This window comes from Kribbella albertanoniae (genome assembly GCF_004348455.1).
Taxonomy (GTDB): Bacteria; Actinomycetota; Actinomycetes; order Propionibacteriales; family Kribbellaceae; genus Kribbella; species Kribbella albertanoniae.
Window position 1 is genome coordinate 85,149 of sequence record NZ_SMKA01000006.1, and the last position, 19,674, is coordinate 104,822.

Genomic DNA, 19,674 nt, shown 5'->3' on the forward strand with positions numbered 1-19,674 from the left:
TGTCACCAGCGCCACACCTGTTGCCAAGCGCAACAACCTACGCCACCGCGAAATACGGCGTACCGATTGATCAATTCTGGGATCTTGCATGCTTCTTCTCCCTCGTCCGGTGAGTGCTATACGGTTCCGACGTACTGGCTGACGTGGTAGGCCGTCGTCCGCCCGGCGAGGGTGCGCCTCCAGGTCGAGACGAGCAGGTGCAGCTCGTTCGGCTTCGAGCTGGACCAGGGGTGGATGAATCCGCCGTACAGACCCGGCTCTTGAGCCCAGGTGACCTGGGCTCTTTCCGCGGACCACGTGCAGTTCGGGCCGGCAGCGGTGCGGGTGACGATCGTGTTGGTCGCGGCGTTCAGGTAGGACATCACCCATGTCCCGTCGCTGAGCCGACGGACTGAGGGCTCGCCGAATCGGCCGGTCAGGATCGGCGTGCAGGCGCGGTTCCAGTACCAGTTACGGCCGTTCCAGCCCCAGCCCTCGTACTCGGCAGGGTGGAGCATCCGATCCCAACGGACTCGACGCAGCATCATCCCACCGTCCTGCCGGCCGGCCGCGACCGAGAAGACATAGACCCAGTCGCCGTCGCGCTGCATCGTCCAGAGCTGGTACGGATCGGAGTTGTCCGCGTTGTTCCACCACTTGAGGTTGGTGCGGACGAAATCCTTGCCGTTGTCCGAGTAGGCCAGCCCCGAGTAGTTCGTCTTCCACAGTGAGTTCCGCGGGCCCGGGGCGCGATGCTCCACACTTGAGTATGAGATCAGCTGGTGGCCGTCCTCGGGGAAGCTGATGCCGTCAGTGGGAACGGCGGCTACCTCCCAGACGCCGTCGATACCGAGCCCGTTCTGGCCGCTGTGCATGACGGCAGGGGCCAGACCGTTGCCGCGGAGGCCGATGGCACCGTTGAACACCAAACCATCCTTGGCCGCCGGATGGACCGTCGACTTCAGAATGACCGGCGAACGCCAGCCCGCGCCGGACTCGGGTCGCGCCGCACTGAAGGTGTGGCCGAACAGGTACCCGACCGAGCCGTTCGCGAATGCGTAGGGGATGCCAAGTTCTGTCCCGGCCACCTGCCACCGGCTCGCAGTGTCCAGATCGGTGCCGGTGAGCCGCTTCCGCCACGCTGCAGCGCCCTGTGCTCTGGCCACCCCAGGAGCCGCAACCGCCACCCCGACTCCAGCCATCGTTGCGAGAAACGCCCGACGCCTCAGCTCCATCTGCTGACCCTTCCGTTGATACTCCGAGACCACACGGCTCTGGCCAGCCTCGCCGTACACGGTGGGCATGCACTGGGGAACAGGCAGGCCATGGCCTCCTAAGGGCATTGCTGGTTCCTGAACTTGTCAGGCTTCGACCAGAACCACCTCGTACTGATCTGCGGTGGGTGGGACGCCGGTGTCGAACTTTGCGTTGACGGCACCGAGGGTGTTGCCGAACAGGGCAGCCGTGGCTGGGACCTGGAAGAGGGGACTCGTGATGGTTTTCTTGGCCACGCCGCTGGACAGATCGCTGTTCAGCGTGATTCGGGTGATCACGTTGGAGAAGGCTTGCACCGTCCATAAGCGGCTGCCGGAGAGCACGATTCCATCGACGCCCGGCACGCTCACACCGGTGATGTGCGCACTACTCCCGCTGGTGGGATTGACCGTGTAGAGCTCGCCGTTGCCGGTATGAGCGACGATCAAAGAACTTCCGTCGTCCGTGGCGGCAATGCCGTTGAGATTGACGTCGTCGCCGATGTCGGCTGCTGGTCCGCTGAGCGTCAATGTCCTGGCCGGTCCGAAGCCTCCCTTGGAGTTGATCGGGACGAAGTGCAGCCTGGCGTGCAGAGTGTCCGTGAACCAGGCGCCCTGAGGTGTGAGCGCCACGTCGTTGACCAGTGAGGTTCCGGGGTCACCGAGTTGAAAGCTGGCTACGGTCGCGCCCGAGTTGGTGTCATAGGCGTATGCCTGGCCGGTGAATCCGCCGGCCACGAAGAGCAGATCGTGCCGGGTGTTGACGGCCATCCCAACGGCCTGTCTGCCGATCGGTACGTCGATGAACCGGGCTGCTGTCCGGTTCTCGACGTCACCGCGGAAGATGTCGCCGGTGAAAAGGTCCCCGGCGAAGAAGGTGGTGCCTTCTCCGGCGGCGATACCCTCGGCGGAAGTGGCACCGGGAAGCACGATCGACTTCAGCACCGATGCGGGCGAGGCGTGTGCGTCAGCCGGCGGCGCAAAGGTGCTCGTGCCGGCAAGCAGCATCAAGGGCAGTGCGGCGGACCACAGCACGCGGGACATCAGCGGGCGTCTTCCGGCAACGTCGTACATCAGTTGTCCTCCATTGAGTTCGAAGAGTGACCGTGCCTCGATCGCGCGGCAGGCTCCAACGGTGAGTCAGCCAGGAACATGAGTCGCTTGTGGCACGACTTCAAGGTCGGATGATCGGTCGCGACGACGTCCGTCAAGAGCGTGATTGCCTCTCGTAGGGATGTGATTGCCTGGCTGACCAGGCCGAGCTCGGTCTGTGCACAGGCAAGGTTGTGGAGGGTGATGGCGAGATCGGGGTGATCCGGACGGAGCGCAAGCCGTTTGATCTCCGCCGAGCGATCCAGGTTCGCGGCTGCCGATTGGAAGTCGCCTGCGCGGTGCTCGAGCGAGCCAAGGTTGTGCAGAGCGACCGCCACCTCGTAGTGCTCTGGGCCGTACCGCCGTTCGAACACGGCGATCACGTCGGCAAGCAGCTCGTGTGCCTCGTCGGTCTGATGCAGGTCGACGAGGATGGCTGCGAGCGCGGCACGGTCTGCCGCGAGATCCAGTGGGTTGGTGGCCGCCGATCTTTCCCGAAGCGCGATGCCTTCTCGTGCGACGGATTCGGCGGCCACTGCATCTCCACGAGCGTGAGCGAGGCCGGCGATGTTGTGCAGGAGGCTTGCTCGCAGCTCCACTTGGCCGTCCTCGCGCTCGTTCACGATCCGCAACGCCCGACGATAGGCGGACTCGGCCTCGTCGAAGTCGCCGCGGTACTTGCCGATGACACCGATGTCGTTCAGCAATGGCACGAGCTGCAACGGATCTACCGTCGGTCCCTGTTCCGCGAGGGCGAGCGCACGGTGAAACTCGTGGCGAGCCTCGGCGAACTGGCCCTTCTCGCGCAATTGCGAACCCCGGAGGCGGGCATCTGCGGCCTCTGGTGGAAGCCGAGTCTGGTCGGGCATAGTGGTTCGCTGGGTTAGAGAAGCACCTGGTTGTGATTGCTGACGACCCGGTCGCTGGCATCGGCCTGGGCGACAGTGGCCGAACCCGCGAGCACTCCGGCGAGCAGGGCAACCGCACCCAGCGTCGCTGCGATCAACTTCTTCCAACCAACGCGTGACCTTGCACCCATCGTTGTTCTCCCATCATTCCTTGGGCGAAGGCCGACCTTCCCCCAACTGCCCGCAACTGCACCAACAGAACCCACGGCTGCCCTGTGGGTGGGATGAGTCTCTGGCTGCCAGACGTCTGACTGGCGACTCACAGCTGGCGCAAAGGACACCAGAAGCCTTGTGGGGCGAGATGGTGCGAGCACATTTGATTGGTAGGGGAGGAGCTGAGGATGGGTGAGCGTCAGCGGGTCGAGAAGCTGTTCCGGCGAGGGCGGGAACATGAGATGCGGCATGAGGTTGCTCCTGCTCGCCGCTACTTGGATCAGGCGCTGGCGGAAGCCGCGGCGGCGGGATTCACGGATTTGGTGCTCAGCGTCCATCTGACGCTCGGTGTTGTCAGCCACAAGGCGGATGACCTTGTGGCGGCGCGGCCTCATCTCGAGACGGCTCTTGCTATGGCGCTAGAAGCTGGGAACGCCAAGATGGAGGCTTACGCGCGGCAGGAACTCGGCTTCCTTCTGCTTGGCGAGGGGAAGCCTGAGGCGGCACGTACTGAGTTCCTCCGCGTGTTGGGCCTGGCGCCGGCGGTCGGCATCGTGAACCTGACCGGGAACGGGCTCAGCGGGCTAGGGGTGGCCCTCCTTGCTCTTGGCCGGACGAAGGAGTCCATTCCGTTTCTCCTCGGTGCCCTTGGTATCCGCACCGAGATCGAGGATGTCGAGCAACAACATCTCGACCTGGTACATCTGGCTCATGCCGCGCTTCTGCTCGGGAACGGACCGGTGGCTGCTCGTGTAGTCGGCCTCCTGACAGGTAGCCCGGAGACGAGCTCCGGACTATATGCCCACGACCGCCGGACCTTCGACACGCTCGTCTGCGAGTTGGGTGCCGGCCCGGCAGCGGTGGGATTCGACGAAGCCCGCACCCTTGTTGCTTCCCTCGCCGTGAAATAGTCCCAGCGCATCCACCGCCTATCCTTTCTTGCAGCCGTCGTGTGTCTGGCCGCGGTGCTGGTCCAGCCAATGGTGCATCACGGCGTAGAACTGTTCGGGCTCGTCCAGCCACGGGAAGTGCCCGCTGTTGTCGAAGACGACGACGTCGGCGCTCTTCATCCGGCGGGCGATCCGGCGCGACTGTGCCGGAGAGCAGACTGGGTCATGTTCTCCGGTGAGAAGGAGTGTCGGTGCCTTCACTTGGTCGAGCCGGTCGATCACGCTCCAGGTCCGCATCAGCGAGACTGTGGCGTGGAAGGTGGCAACATCGGCCACGGCCCCCGCGGTCAGGCGACTGAAACCGCTCGGATCGAAGCGGTGAACGTAGTACGGCAGGATCTCACGGAACATTGCCGCGAACTTCTCGTCGGTGTCGGCTTCGGTGACCATCTTGCCGATCATCGCCGCTAACGCCGGCGATGGTGGCGGCCCAGAATCCTCATCGATTCGGTCGGCATCACCGCGCTGCCCCGCAGTGGTGCCAGCAAGCACCAAACCCGAGACCAGATCGGGATGGCGTACCGCGAGCTCCTGGGCGACGAACCCTCCGAAGGAATGGCCGAAAACCAGCACCTGCTCGGCACCGAGCTGTCTGGCCAACTCCGCCGCGTCGTCGGCCAGCTGAGGCATGGTCAGCGTGTTCAGCGGCGGCCGGCCAGAACGCCCGGTACCACGCTGGTCGAAGTACACGAGCCGGAGCCGCTCGCCCAACGGATCCAGTACGCGGTACATCGTGTGATCGGTGCCCATGCCGCCATGCAGTACCAGACACACCGAACCTTGACCGACCTCGTGATAGGACAACGTCGTGCCGTTGACCGCCGCGATCATCGGCATACCCCGATCGTCCCCAGCTGTAGCCAGCCCGGCACCGTCCTGTGTTCTACATGCCTCATGATCGAGTCTCCTTCACCGCGTCGAGTGGATCAGTACTTCTCGAGTGCCGGCGGGGTGCCCGGGGAGCCGGACTTGCCGAGGGTCTCGTCGTAGATGGCCTTCCAGGTGCCGTCGGTCGCGGACTTCTCCAGGATGGTGTTCACCTGGTCGCGCAGCGCCTTGTCGTCCTTGGGCAGGCCGATGCCGTACTTCTCGGTGCTGAACGGCTTGCCGACCACGCGGAGCTGGTCGGGTGCGGTGGCCGCGTAGCCCTTGAGGATGGCGTCGTCGGTGGTGACGGCGTCGACCTTCTTGTCGAGCAGTTGGGAGACGCACTCGGAGTAGGTCTTGAACTCGGAGATGTTGCTGGCTTCGGTGAGCTGCTCGTCCTTGACCCGCTGGATCGGGGTCGAGCCGGTCGCGGAGCAGACCTTCTTGCTCTTGAGGGCGGTCTTGCCGGCGTCCATGGAGGTGTCGGCCTTGTTGACCAGGAGGTCCTGGCCGGCGACGAAGTACGGGCCGGCGAAGGAGACCAGGGCTTTGCGCTTGTCGGTGATCGAGTAGGTGCCGACGTAGTAGTCGATCTCGCCGCCGCCGATGGCCGTCTCGCGGTTGGCGGACGGGATCTCCTTGTATTCGATCTTGTCCGGGTCGAAGCCCAGGTTCGCCGAGACCATCCGGGCGACCTCGATGTCGAAGCCGCAGCGCTTGCCGTCGGCGTCCTTGTAGCCGAGGTTCGGCTGGTCGGCCTTGACGCCGACGATGAGGTTGCCGCGGGTCTTGATCTTGGCGAACGCGGGGCTGCCGGCCACGTCTACGCCGGTGGCGGTCTCGAACTTGTGCGGGGTGCCGCAGGAGTCGGACGCGGTGTTGCCGCCGCCTCCGGCCGCGGGTTCTTCCTTACCGCAGGCGGTCGCAGTCAGCGCGAGCGCCGCGACGCCGAGTCCGGCGACGAGGTGACGCATTCTCATTTCAGGTTCCCCTTCAGGTGCAGCCGTTCAGCTGCTTCGATTGCTGAGTTCTGGCCGACGGTAGGTTCCGAGGCTTCTTGTTGAGTGAAGGTTGCCTGTGTGCGGCGACGCCAGTAACGCGATGACCGCTAGATGTCATCGAGACCGGTCGCGACGCCGGTCGCGGTGGTCGACAGTGCCGAGTCGTCCTGGGCATCCGCTGGAGGCGCCGGACCCATGGCCGCCGAAAGGCTGCGCTCAGGGAAGCACCACGGGGACGTGGCTGGATGGGTTCGACTGTTGCCGAGAGTTGGGAGAGGTTCGTGATGTCGGAGACACCGGCCGCCACGCCAAGCGGAAAGCTGAGCCGGGAGCAGAAGATCACCAATGTCGTCGGGCTGGGGATCGTGCTCATCATCCTGGCAGCAGCGCTCTACTTCGCCCGTGACAACGGAGTGAATGCTGAGGTCGGCGAGTGCGTGAAGGGCACCGGATCGAACGACATCAAGCAGGTCGCCTGCGACAACCCGGAGGCGCAGTACGAGGTCGTCGGAAAGATGAAGGACAAGGATCAGAGCGAGGCAACGCTCGCCTCCTGCCGGGATTTTGCCGGTGCCACCGACGTGCACTGGGAGAAGAACAGCACGGGCTCCTTCCTCCGCTGCCTCGCCGGCGTGACCCAGTAGTTCGTCCACCCACAGCCTGCCTTCAGGTGACTCGAATCGACAGCTGGACAGTTGTTTCCAGCCGTCGCCCGGGCCCAGTTCTTACTGTCTCGGGCTGACATCTGGATCGAGAGAGTGGGGGTCATATGAAGGTGGGGCGTCGAGCGTTCCTGGGGACAGCATCAGGTGCCGGACTAGCAGTGCTGATGCCGCAGATTGCGGTGGCACAACCTGCAGGAGATGCGGTCCTGCGGGCGCGCCTGACCGGGTTGGGAACTCGTGCGGCGCTGCGGTGGGGCGTGGTCGGGTCCGAGCTGGGGATCCCGTACGCCGTCGACCGTCGGGAGGTGCGGTTCCTGTTCGGCGATACATTCGGGACACCGTGGCCGCAGACGGGTCGCGAGTCCACACCGGCAGTCATGCTGAGTTCGCATGCCCAGCCCGGCGACATCATGTTCGACAGCGGCCGCTCGGCGGGCAGCATCGCGAGTGGACGCGCCGGTCTCGGCGTCGACGGGATCTGGGAGGAGACCGTTCTGCCGACCGACGGGATCTGTCTCCCGGACGGACGCCACGTGATCTCGTACGTGAGCGTCTCAAGGCGGGAAGGCGCGTCGTACCGAACAAGCTACGCAGGCTTGGCGTTGTCGAACCACGGCACCGACTTCCGTAGAACCAGCACCAAGTGGTGGAACAACCCGACCCAGGACGACCCGTTCCAGCTGTCCACCATGCAACGCGACGACGACTGGGTCTACGTGTTCTCGGTGCCTTCTGGGCGGAGCACCGGCGCGATGATGCTGCGCCGAGTTCGGTGCGACCGAATCCTGGACCCAGCGATGTACGAGGGCTGGAACGCCCACGACGGCACCTGGGGCAGGCCGTGCACCCCAATCCTCCGCGGTGCCTTCGGCGAGCCGTCAGTACGCCGCCTGATCGGCGGCTGCTGGGTCATGTCGTACCTGAACTCCACGAGGAACCACATCGTGACCAGGACGGCCACCCACCCAACGGGCCCGTGGTCGCACGAGAAGGTCCAACTCACACCAGCCCAGGAGCCCGGCCTGTACGGCGGCTTCATCCATCCGTGGTCGACGCCCGACAGCCTTCATCTCATCGTGTCGGCCCGGCACTCGGTTGCCGGTGTGTCAACGGCGTACCGCGTGAGTCAGTACATCGGCTCGGCCTGATCCCAAGGAGTACCTCATGATCCCGAACCTCGGCATGCCTCAGGGCGGCGAGTGGCTGGTCATCCTCGCCATCGTCATCCTCCTCTTCGGCTCGGCCAAGCTCCCCGGCCTGGTTCGCCAGCTCGCCCGATCCAAAAAGATCTGGGAGGAGGAAGTTGTCACCAAAGGTCAGGAAGTACGTGAACTGGCCGCCGAAGTGACTGACACGTTCGATCTGCAGAAGCCGGCGACCGCGCCGGCGGCTCAAGCGGCGCCGCCGAAAACCCACATCTAGTTCGAACTGCACCCGAAGCCTGATGCGGCGAAATGGTGCGCTGACCCATCTGAAAGATTCGAAGCGGAGCTGATCTGCATGGTCGCGATTTTTGCCGGGAACGGTCTCGGCTTGTTCAATGCGTCCCCGAAGGTGCTGGGACCGGCCGGTGTGCACGGACTTGGGGCGTTGGGGCAAGCCGGCGGTACGGCGTTCGTGAACGCTGCGAACGGGAACCTGGTGCTGAAGGGTTTCGACGAACGTCTTTCCGGCAGAGGGACGGATCTGCGGCATCTGCGGACGTACAACTCGCGGGGTGGGTTGGACGACGGTGATCAGGACGGCTGGCGCTGGGACGGCGAGCGCCGCGTGGCGCTGTCGGGGGAGAACAGCAAGCCGGGGAGTACGGTCACCCGCACCGACGCCGACGGCCATCTGACTGTCTATGCGTGGAACGACCCTCGGTACACCAGTCCGGAGGGCTCGGGCGCCCATGACAGCATCCAGTTCGACTCCGGCCCGAAGCAGTGGGTCTGGACCGACGGGTCGACGCGGCTGGTCGAGAAGTATGCCGACAGCGGCCGGCTGCTCAGCCAGCAAGATGCCAGCGGCAACATCATCACCTATGCCTACGACGCCTCGGGCCGTCTGGCCGAGGTCATCGATGCCTCCAGCAACCAGCGTCTCCTGCTGACTTATGCCTCCTTCGGCACCAACACCCGCCTCCAGAAGGCCGAAACTCGAGCCTTGGGCGTCGACACCACGGGTCAGCCGACGGGCACGCTCGATGCTGCGGTCAAGCAGGTCGAGTATGGGTATGACTCGGCTGGGCGTCTGACGTCGGTCCAGGCCGACCTCACTCCGTCGACCATCGGTGATCAGGCGACGTACGCGACGACGTACACCTATGACGGGACAAGCTCCAGAATCACTAGTGTTTCCCACAGTGACGGGACCCGTGCGAACTTCGACTACGAGAACGAGAGGATCAAGCGGGTCACCGACGCGAGCGGTGTCCAGGTGTTCACGTATGTCCAGCTGGCCGGTGGGGTTGTCGAGGCCAACGTCACCGTTGATGTCGGCGACGGCAGCCCGAAGCTGTGGACGTATGTCAGTGACGCCAAGGGCCAGCTGGTGGAGATCAAGACACCTCCGCCGGCCGCCGGTGCTGCACGGCTGTCGACGCGGTTCAGCTACGACAACGACGGCAACGTCAAACAGATCATCGATGCACGTTCCAACACGATCGACTACGAGTACGACGGTGCGGGCAACCGCAGACTCGAACGCGACACCCGCGGCAACACCGTGGTTCGCACATTCGACGTACGAAACCAGGTAATCACCGAGACCCGACACGGTGTGCCCGATCCGGACGGCCCCGGTCCGCAGTTGCCGGGTGCACCGGTGACGAATCGCTTTGCCTACGACCCGCAGGCCCGCCTTCGGTTCGCGGTAAGCGCTGAGGGCGTTGTCGTCGAGAACCGGTACGCCACAGCCGGCAACGGCAAGGGTCTGCTCAGCCAGACCGTGCGGTACGCCGGGGCCCGCTTCAACGTCGGCCCGCTGACACCACAGCAGGCGCTGACCGAGGGCGAGCTGGCGACGTGGGCCGGCCAGCAGGACAAGACCCAGGTCGAACTGACCGAGTACACCTATGACCTGCGCGGCGATCTCAGCAAGGTGACCGCCTTCGCGACGACGAATGCTACAGGCGCCGGCGTACTCGATGCGGCGGCCGAGGTCACCGAGTTCGTCTACGACGCGCATGGCGACCTCTTGGGATCCGTCGCGCGCCGCGCTGCCGGACGCGTCCGCCGGGCCACCAAGTCCACCTTCGTTCGCGACGGGCTCGGCCGGGTCATCACGTTCGTCGGCGCAGCCGGCACCGTCTCGACGTCGTACGACGATGCCGCCAACAAGGTGACGGTGACAACGGCATCAGGCCTGGCGGAGAGCAGCTCCTTCGACGATCGCGGCCGACTGGTCGGCGTGACCCGCAGCGGCGACGGAACCAACCGTACGACCAGGAGCGTGTACGACGCGGCCGGGCGGCTCCGCATGGTTGAGGACGCGCTGGGTGGGCGGCGATTCCTCTTCTACGATGCGGCCGACCGGATCCGCTTCACTGTGGATGCGACGGGCGCGGTCGTCGGTCTGGAGTACAACGCCAATGGTCAGGAGATTGCCCGGACCAGTTATCGCAAGCTCGCGGACACGAGTGGCTGGTACAACGCGGGCACTGTTACCAAGGATGCGCTGACTGTTGGGGGCGCGGGTTCAGATGTCGTGGTTGACGCCCTCAGGGACCGGGTGGTCCGTAACGACTACGACGACACCAATCGCCTCGCGACGTCGACCGATGCGATCGGGACAGCGTCGACGACGGCCTACGACGGCAGGTCACTCGTCAGGCAGCACCAGATCGGCAATCGCGTCTCGCGGTTCTTCTACGATCGCGATGATCGCCAGGTCGGTGTCGTGGATCCGTTGGGGTTCCTGACCGAGTTCAGGTACGACGCCGCCGGTCGACCGGCGGAGACGATCCGCTACCTCCATCGGATCGCGACTCTCGCGAATGCGTCCCAGCCGGTGTGGATCGGGATCACGAACCAGATCGCGTTCGCCGGGAAGCAGTTCGAGTACCGGATGCCGGCGTACGATCCGGATGGCGACGAACTGGTGTACAGCTTCGTCGGTACGCCGCCGTCCTGGCTGACTCTCGACACGACGTCGGGCATCGCGATTCTCCGCGGGAAGCCGCCGGTCGCGATCACGTCGTACGACGTGACGGTGAAGGCCGACGACCAGCGGGCCAAGTCCGCCACTGCGTCACTCACGATCACGGTCGGCAACACCCCGCCGACGTGGACCGCGCTGCCCGACAGTACGGCGCCGAAGGGCAATCCGGAGTACCGCATCGTCCTGCCGCCGGCTACCGATGTCGAATCGGCCGCTGCGCAACTGTCCTACTCGATGGTGTCGCCGCTGCCGGCCGGGTTGTCGTTCACGGCGACGGAGCGCAGAATCAGCGGCACTCCCACGACGCCCGGCGTCTACACGCTGACCGCCCGCGTGACCGATCATCACGGTCTGTCTACCGACCGATCGTTCACAATCACAGTGACCCACAACGGACCGACCTGGGCAGGGATCCCGAACCAGACGACGTTCCGGTTTCAGAGCTACAGCTTTCCAGTGCCCCCGGCAACGGAACCGGACGGTCGGCCACTCGTCTACAGCGTCGTGGCGAAGCCGGCCTGGCTGACGTTCAACCCGGTGACGCGTGAACTGAAGGGCACGGCGGGCGACACGAAGCTCGAGACGGTCGTACTGCGCGCCGAGGATCCGGAGGGCCGGGCCGCGAACCTGCAGTTCAGTATCGATGTGCGGAAGTCGCCGGTCGAGTTCAACGGCGACACCAACCGCCCACCGACACCCACGAAGACAGCGAACCTGGCTGCGGCACCCGGCGACGACACACTCGCGGATTGGCGGCCGGCCGATACCGCGGCCTTGCGTAGTTACCTGTACTACGACGGTCAGGGCCGTGTGGTCGGTGCGGTTGACGAGCAGGGCTTCCTGACCGAGTCGGCGTACAACGCCGAGACGAACATTCGCCAGGAGATCCGCTATCGCACGCCCGTTGCGGTGCTGTCGACCGACACTCTGGCCACCTTGAAGGCCAAAGCCGGGACCGCGAAGCTGATCTCGACCGTCGAGTTCGACGATCTCGGCCGGATCAGTCGCACAGTGGCCCCAGACGGCACGGTCACGCGACCTGAGTACGACGGCGCGGGCAGGCTGGTTCGCGAGGTGCGCGCCGACGGGTCCGATGAGTCGCGGGCAGGGCGGATCCGGCTCAACGCGTTCGGTGAGGAGACCGGCGTACTGCGTGGCGAGGGCGACGCGACCTTACCGGCGAATCCGACCAAGGCTGCCATCGATGCTGCGGTTCTGGCCCGCGGTGCGCGGATGGACTACGACAGCCTGGGCCGCCGGACAAAGGCCCTCGGGCCGACCCACCGGACGACGCTGTCGTTCTACGACGCCGAGAACCGGCTGACCCACACAATCAACGGGGCGTTGGAGGTCGCTGAGACGACGTACGACGCGAACGGCCAGATGGCCTCAGTTCGTCGCTACGCGAACCCGATGCTTGTGGAGAACATGCTCGACCTGTCCGGCGGCCCGGCGACTCAGTTGGCCGGCAAGCTTCCGGCCACTGATACGAGGGATCAGCTCACCACCTACGAGTACGACCGCCGTGGTCTGTTGGTCAAGCAGACCGATGCGGAGGGGTTCATCACCCACCGGACGTACACCCAGTTCGGGCAGTTGGAGACCGAGACCCGTGAGATCAGCAAAGTCGCTGGTGTCACACGCTCGGTGACGAACCGTTTCGACTACGACCTGCGCGGTGGTCTGCGCTCGCAGACGGCCGATGCCGGCGGGATCAACCTCAGCCAGGGAACGTCGTACGACGGCCAGGGTCGGCCCATCCGCTCGGTCGACGGCGCGGGGAAGATCACGACGGCGGCGTACGGCGACGGCGGACGATCGATGAGCGTCACCGATCCGCTGGGACGTACGACGCGTTCGGAGTTCGACCTGCTGGGCCGGGTTGCGCGCCAGGTCGATGCGTCGGAGGCGGAGACGACGTACACGTACGACGATGCCACCCGGACGGCGACCGTGACGTCACCGGAGGAAATTCAGGTCTCGACCCGGAAGACCCGGCATGGTGAGGTCGCCGAGGTGACCGATGGATCCGGCGGCAAGACCAAGTACGAGTACAACCAGGACGGACAGCTGTTGAAGGTGTTCGACGAGACCAACATCTTGGTCCGGGAGAACACCTACGATCCCAGCGGCCGGCTCGAGACGACGACCGACGGACGCGGGATGGTGGTCCGGTTCGGCTACGACGACGCCGATCGGGTCAGGGAACGGAAGGTGGTCTCGGACAACAACCTGACCACGGAACACCAGTTCAACAGCCTTGGGCAGACTGTCACCGTCGTCGAAGGCAAGGGGACGATCGCCCAACTGGTGACCAGCTATACCTACGATCGGATGGGCCGTCTCAAGCAGGTTGTGGTCGACCCGGACGGCCTGAGGTTGCTGACGCGCTACGACTACAACGGGCTCGGCGAAGCGGTCACGATCCAGCGTGGCACGCTGGAAACCCCGAACCAGCAGGTGACGAAGTTCGAGTTCGACAACCTGGGTCGCAAGACGAAGCAGATCGAGGCACCGAGTGCCGTCCTGGGTCCGGGGCCCGCCAGTGCCCGCGACCTGACAACGGAGTACCGCTACGACGGCGCCGGCCGCATCAGCCGAACAATCGATGCTGATGGCAACAGCAGCTGGACCGTGTACGACGCGGCCGGTCAGATCACGCATCTGATCAACGCCGAGGGCGAGGTGACGCATCACCGCTACGACGTGAACGGGCGCCTGCTCGAGGCTCGCCGCTACGTCAATAGGCTCCCGGCAGCGACGCTGGCCGGCTTCGGTGATATCGCCGGCGCTGTCCTGCCTGCGTCGGATGTGAACGACCAGCGCAGCATCCTGTCGTACGACAAGGACGGCCGGCTGCGATTCACCGTGACTGCGGTCCGGGACGACAAGTGGGCGATCAGCGAGAACCGGTACGACCCCAACGGCAATGTCATCGAGACCCGGCGCTACGACAAGTTCCTGCTCGAGGCGCGAGTGACTGCCCTGGACACCGCTGCGTCACCGGGGCTTTCGGTGGCTGAGATCAACGCTGAGCTGACGGCGCTCGGGTACGGCGGTGACGAAACGCTGACCAAGATTCAGCGGACCAGGTTCGCGTATCACGCGAACAACCGGATGCGGTTCACCGTTGATGCGCAGGGGGCGGTCAGCGAGAACGTCTACGATCCGATGGGCGCATTGGTGGCGACCGTGCGTTATGCGGTGAAGCCGGTGCTGACGGCGTACACCCAGAACGCGATCAGCGCCGCGGTGGATCGGAAGAACCGGAACAACCGAGTGACTCGGTTCTCCTACGACTCCCAGGGGCGACTGCGATACACGCTGCGAGTCTCCGCGAACGACGCTGAGGGCGACGCCACTCAGCATGTTGTCGCTGAGCAGACCTATGACCCAGTCGGTCGGCCCGGCCAAACCATTCAGTACACGACCCGAGTCGGCGTACTGGCCAACTATCAGGTCGCTACCATCGCAGCCGCGGTGGTGACCAGCTCCGAGGACCGGCGACAGGTCTCCGTGTACGACGTCGCGGGCCGGCCGATCTACACCGTCCGCGTCCTCGCAGCCGGTGCCCAGGGCAAGCATGTGGTGTCCAAGACCGACTACGACGCGCTCGGGCGCGTCACCCAGACGACGGCGTACGCGCTCGAGATAGGGTTGGCGAACTTCGCCAAGGCAACTCTCGACGCCGCGACCAACACAAACAAGACCGCCAAGGACCGCACGACCACGTTCGTGTACGACGTCCTGGGCCGGCAGCGGTTCGTAGTCGCCCCCGATGGAGCGCTCAGCGAGACGATCTACGACGCGATGAGCCGTCCGAAAGAACGACGTCGCTATCACCTCCTGGTCGATGCGGCGACGCCCCGCACCGAGGCCGCCCTGGTCCAGCGCCGGGGGAGCCGTGCGCTCGGTGACGGAACGACCCGAGGTGAGCGATTCGGCTACGACAAGGCTGGGCGTCTGCGTACCACCACGGATGCCAAGGGCACCGCCGAAGTCAGCGTGTACAACGGGGTAGGGGACCGGACCAGCCATACCGACCGGAACGCGGCTGTTTGTACCTACGTGTACGACAGGCTCGGCCGGGTCCGCCGAAAGATCAATCCGGCGATCGAGGTCCAGTTGACCGGTCAGAGCGTGCAAACGCTGGCGTTGGAGGACGTGACGTCGTACGACGCACTCGGCAATCTCGACAGCACCACTGAGAGGGCCAACACGGTCGACTCCAGGACGACCGACTTCGATTTCGACAACGTGGGCCGGCTGACCACCACATCGTTGCCTGGCTTCTTCGCCGACCCGACGGCCGCCGGTGCGGATCCGGCCCTGGTCGGCCGCGTGTACAAGGACAACGCGCCAGGTCGCTTCCGTCGTACTGTCACGCTGACCTACGACGTGTTCGGCGGTATCGTGCGCACCCAGACCAAGACTGGTCTGACCACGACCCAGTCGGAGTACAAGACCTACGACCTGCTCGGGCGCGTGGTACACGACATCGATGCGCTCAACAACGTCACATCACTCAGCTATACGGTCTTCGATGAGCAGGAGAGCATTACCCGGCACAGCATCAGCGTTACCGGCACGCCGGCCAACGGGAGCCACTGGACCGCCGCAGAAATCGCCCCGAAGCTCACCGCCGACGCCGACTCGCGAACCGTCACGACGATGTATGACAACGCGGGTCGCAAGAGCGAGGTCAAGGAACCGTCGACAGGCTACTTCCACGGCGACCGTGCAGAGCGGAAGAACGCTACGTCGGTGACTTTGACGACCGACCAGGCGACGATCGGATACGCCTACAACGCCTTCGGCCAGGTACGGCGCGAGTCCCGCAAGCTCGACACGACGAGGTGGCAGGACACCTGGCGGTACTACGACACCGTGGGCCGCGAAACCCGCACCGTCGACGCCCTCGGTCAGCACGCAACCAAGGCGTACGACCCGTTCGGGAATCTGACTCGCATCGTCGAGTTCGAAGCGCCAGGCCTCCAAGGCGGCGACGGCCTCAACGAGCCAGGTGTGAACGACGGGGACCGCGACCGAATCATCGAGTTCAAGTACGACGTCCTCGACCGGCGCACTGAGATCCGCCGCCTGGGCGCCCACTACACGCAACTGGACGGCGACAAGTACGTCGACGTCGAGAACCCCCGTGACCTGGCAACGGCAATGCAGACATTCACCTACGAGCCGACGGGCAAGGTTCAGACTCAGAAGGACGGCTTGGGGAACATCACCCAGCTGTTCTACAACGCCCTCGGTCAGCTCACGCGGACCGTCGAACCGGCCCGCGTCTACGCGGCGCAGAATACGATCGACCCGTTCCGCAACGCCTCCGCGGGCGGCGTCGCAACAGTCTTGCTGACCCCGGACGCGTTCGGTAACGTCGCCAAGCAGTCGCGGATCGCCAGCACCATCGGAGAGACGCTGGTCACTCAGCACTCCTACGACGCGGCCGGAAACTTCATCAGCACGACGGATGCCAAGGGCAACGTCAGCCGACGGCAAGTGGACTACGCCGGCCGTGTCGCCAAGGAGATTCAGCCGATCAGCGTCGCGCAGGGTGGCGATTTCACCTACTCCCACGATCTGGAGCGGCGCTACTTCTATGACGTAACAGGCCGCCAAACCCACACGCTGGACGTCTTTGGTGATGGTCCTGTGCGGCAGCAGGCCGGTGTGCAGTCCCTGTTCAACGCTTTCGGTGAGGTGACCGAGGAACGCAGGGTCTGGGGCCTGGCGTCGACCCCGCTGTCGGCGCTGTCCAAGGCGAAGACTGCTGTCCACAAGTACGACAAAGCCGGTCATGTCATCGAGACGACGGACGGAGACGGCAGGAACTCCTTCGACTACAACATTGCCGGTCAGGTGACCAGACACGAACAGCGTGGTCAGCACCCCAACACCCCGAAGGAGCAGTTCCGCGTCACCGAGACCGGCTACGACGAACTCGGCCGTCCTCAGATCCAGCGCCTGCCGGCCTTCACGGCACTGGTGAGCGGTGCGGCCACCCTGGTCACGCCGCTGGTCACTCAAGATCACGATCGCTGGGGGAACATCACCGTACGAGAAGAAGGCAGATTCGTTCGCAACGACACGGGCGTCGTGCTCGGCCAGGCATCGACCACACGCTATGAGTACAACGCGGACAGTCAGCTCACTGCCGAACGGTTGCCGCGAGCCATGGTTGCGAATGGCTTGTCCGAGAGCCAGGTCGATGTCCGCCACGAACTCCGCTACGACATCGTCGGCCGCGTCGTTCAGGAGTTCGACATCTCGAGCCTGCCTGCGACGCCGCAGTTCTGGCAGGTCGAGCGAGCACGCAGCAAGAAGTACGACGCCGTTGGGCAGGTGATCTCCGAAACTGACGGCACTGGAGTCACCACTCAGTACGCGTACGACGCTCACGGCAACCGTGTCGCGGTCCGCAACGGCCTGGGCATCATTCACTTCGATACCTTCGACCCGAACGGCAACGTCCTCACGCAGGGCGTCCTGAGACAGGCCGGCGGTGCGGTGTACGACGGCGGCACCGGGCAGACACCTGTTCGCGTCGTGTTCAACGACTATCGCTACGACCAGGCCAACCGCCGAGTGGGCACTGGGGAAGCGAAGAACGGTGACGGCAGCGCGATGGTGCGATCTTTGACCAAGATCGACGATCGAGGCTTCGCCCGTATCAACGTGAACGCAGGCATCCGGACGACATCCGAGTACAGCGTCCTCGGCCACAAGATCCGCGAAACCGATGCGAACGGTCAGGCCCACGATTGGGTCTACAACCTGCAGCCGGATCCGGACGTCTCCGATCCGCTGGCCCCCCACATCCATAAGTTCGGACGGCTCCAGAGCAGCACTGTCGGCGGGAACAACACGACGTCGTACAACTACAACAACTTCGGCGAGCTCTCGGGCGAGGCTTACACTGTGCCGGGCGTATCCGGCGACTCACCGGAGCCCCGTCGTATCCGGACCTTCCATGAGAACGGTCTGCTGAAGCGAGTATCGGAGACTCTGGCCGCCGGCGCAGGCTCTGAGGACGAGGGGTCGTGGTCGACGAACGACACGACCGACTACGTGTATACGCCGCTCGGTCAGCTGACAAAGGAGAGCTTCAAGCACACCGGCAAGAAGACGATCAAGAAGACCGTAGGAGCACCTCCCAACCAGGAGGTTGTGTACGAGCAGAAGCCGTTGCCTACGGTCGAGCGGATCACCATGACCACCTACGACGTCCGTGGCAGGCTGGGCACTGTCTCCAGCACGCCCGGAATCCCACCGGATGTCGACTCCCTGCGACGTGGTGCGGTGGAGCTCGGGTTCGGCTACGACGAGCTGAGCAATCGGCGCCGGGTGAAGGCGAACTTCACCCGGCCTGGCTCGACCACCGCGGAGCAGGAGCGCATTCTTTTCTACGACTACGACGCCGAAGGCAGGATGACGGTCGTAGAGGGCCTGGGAGCGAATGGGACGGTCGTCGCGGGACGCCAGGGCACGACGATCAAGTACGACAAGATCGGCCGGCGTCTGCAGGCGGAGAAGTTCGTCGATACCGGCCAGGGAACGACCGCCAAGGGCATCGGTGTCAGCTTTGCCTACTTCCGGGAGGAAGGATACGGCTACGACGACCGCAACTTCCTGATCGCGGTGTCGCAACGCATCAACAAGCGCGAGTACAAACCTTTCGTTGTCAGCACCCCTCCCGATCAGATCCCGCTGGAGGAATCGAGCGCTTGGACGAACGCCGAGATCCGGCAGGTCGATGGCCGCGGCGCCTTGCTGAAGAACGACATCTTCACAGCCATCATCTCCACTGGGGCCAAGGCGAATGAGGTCACGACGACGAAGCCCAAGGCGACTGTGGAGAGGACCTACTACGACCACGGGCAGCTCAAGGATCAGAAGACGACCGATCACACCGGCCTGCTGCCTGATTCGAACTCCCACCATGATTACGACGCCGCAGGCGTCCTCACGTTCCACACCTTCCATCAGACCAAGAACCCGGGCAACTCCAGCTCGAAGGAGTTCACCAACCAGTACACGCATGACTACCTCCTGCGGTTCGGCGGCTACAAGGAAAGGCTCGTCACTGTCGTCTCGAGCGATCCGGATCTGCGGAGCGGGGAAACGATCAATCGTTACGACCCGAGCGGTCGTCTGGTGCAGCAGAACATCACCCAGCCCGGCGGCGTGATCAAGGAACGTGGTCTCCTCTACGACGTCGACGACCACGTGCTGGCCAAGGACGAGTTCAGCACCATCGGAGCGGCTGGCCGTGGAGCACAGGACTTCACCTACGCCCAAGGCAACCTGGTTGCAGTCGTCGGAAGCGGCGTACTCAAAACCGAGGAGTTCACCAGCGTCTTCACGCCGATCAGCGCCTCCTACCCGGCGCCGAATCCGGGCAGCCACGTGGTCAGCGCCGGCGACTCGCTGGCCACCATCGCCCAGCTTTACTTCGGCGACAGTTCGCTCTGGCACCTCATCGCCGACGAGAACAACGTCGCTCAATCACCCGCCGATGCCTTGCCCACCACCGAGGAAGGCAAGACCTACCGAATCCCGAACGTAGTCGGCAACGTCCACAACACTGCCACGACGTTCATGCCTTACAACCTCACCGCCATCATCGGGGACAGCACGCCGTACCCTCG

The 19,674-nt window shown here is 64.6% G+C and carries 11 protein-coding genes; 5 read left to right on the plus strand and 6 right to left on the minus strand.

The annotated features are described in order from the left end of the window. Positions 1 to 116: 116 nt before the first annotated feature. The 4 genes from E1261_RS03375 to E1261_RS45095 all read right to left on the minus strand — a co-directional run bounded on the left by E1261_RS03375 (position 117) and on the right by E1261_RS45095 (position 3,363). Positions 117 to 1,214 carry a DUF4185 domain-containing protein gene (locus E1261_RS03375; RefSeq protein ID WP_132401609.1) on the minus strand — a complete coding sequence of 366 codons (1,098 nt, stop codon included), beginning with the start codon at positions 1,212 to 1,214 and terminating at the stop codon, positions 117 to 119. Positions 1,215 to 1,340: 126 nt separating this feature from the next. Further along, positions 1,341 to 2,306, minus strand: coding sequence for a YncE family protein (locus E1261_RS03380; protein ID WP_238175984.1), 966 nt, complete (start codon positions 2,304 to 2,306; stop codon positions 1,341 to 1,343). Further along, entirely contained in the window at positions 2,306 to 3,193 is an 888-nt protein-coding gene (locus tag E1261_RS03385) for a tetratricopeptide repeat protein (protein WP_132401612.1), read from the minus strand. The genes E1261_RS03380 and E1261_RS03385 overlap by 1 nt, the downstream gene beginning before the upstream one ends. Positions 3,194 to 3,207: 14 nt before the next feature. Continuing rightward, on the minus strand, positions 3,208 to 3,363 hold the full coding sequence (locus E1261_RS45095) for a hypothetical protein (protein WP_165952346.1): 156 nt from the start codon (positions 3,361 to 3,363) through the stop codon (positions 3,208 to 3,210). 210 nt (positions 3,364 to 3,573) lie between these two features. Between E1261_RS45095 and E1261_RS03390 the strand changes: the two genes are divergently transcribed. Then, positions 3,574 to 4,296 (plus strand): hypothetical protein, encoded by a 723-nt coding sequence (locus E1261_RS03390; RefSeq protein ID WP_132401615.1) that lies wholly within the window; start codon positions 3,574 to 3,576, stop codon positions 4,294 to 4,296. A gap of 18 nt (positions 4,297 to 4,314) precedes the next feature. Here the strand turns inward: E1261_RS03390 and E1261_RS03395 are convergent, their stop codons facing one another. After that, the gene (locus tag E1261_RS03395) at positions 4,315 to 5,172 is read right to left on the minus strand and encodes an alpha/beta fold hydrolase (protein WP_132401618.1); all 858 of its coding nucleotides are present in this window, start codon (positions 5,170 to 5,172) and stop codon (positions 4,315 to 4,317) included. An 89-nt stretch (positions 5,173 to 5,261) separates the two neighbouring features. After that, entirely contained in the window at positions 5,262 to 6,182 is a 921-nt protein-coding gene (locus E1261_RS03400; RefSeq protein ID WP_132401621.1) for a glutamate ABC transporter substrate-binding protein, read from the minus strand. A 266-nt stretch (positions 6,183 to 6,448) separates the two neighbouring features. Between E1261_RS03400 and E1261_RS03405 the strand changes: the two genes are divergently transcribed. The 4 genes from E1261_RS03405 to E1261_RS03420 all read left to right on the plus strand — a co-directional run. Beyond that, on the plus strand, positions 6,449 to 6,847 hold the full coding sequence (locus E1261_RS03405; protein WP_132401624.1) for an LppU/SCO3897 family protein: 399 nt from the start codon (positions 6,449 to 6,451) through the stop codon (positions 6,845 to 6,847). A 185-nt stretch (positions 6,848 to 7,032) separates the two neighbouring features. After that, positions 7,033 to 8,016: a DUF4185 domain-containing protein gene (locus E1261_RS03410; RefSeq protein WP_238175985.1), complete on the plus strand. Its 984-nt coding sequence runs from the start codon at positions 7,033 to 7,035 to the stop codon at positions 8,014 to 8,016. 16 nt (positions 8,017 to 8,032) lie between these two features. After that, entirely contained in the window at positions 8,033 to 8,290 is a 258-nt protein-coding gene (locus tag E1261_RS03415; RefSeq protein WP_132401627.1) for a twin-arginine translocase TatA/TatE family subunit, read from the plus strand. A 78-nt stretch (positions 8,291 to 8,368) separates the two neighbouring features. Further along, positions 8,369 to 19,674, plus strand: an 11,306-nt coding sequence (locus E1261_RS03420; protein ID WP_238175986.1) for a putative Ig domain-containing protein, incomplete at its 3' end; no start/stop codon positions are given.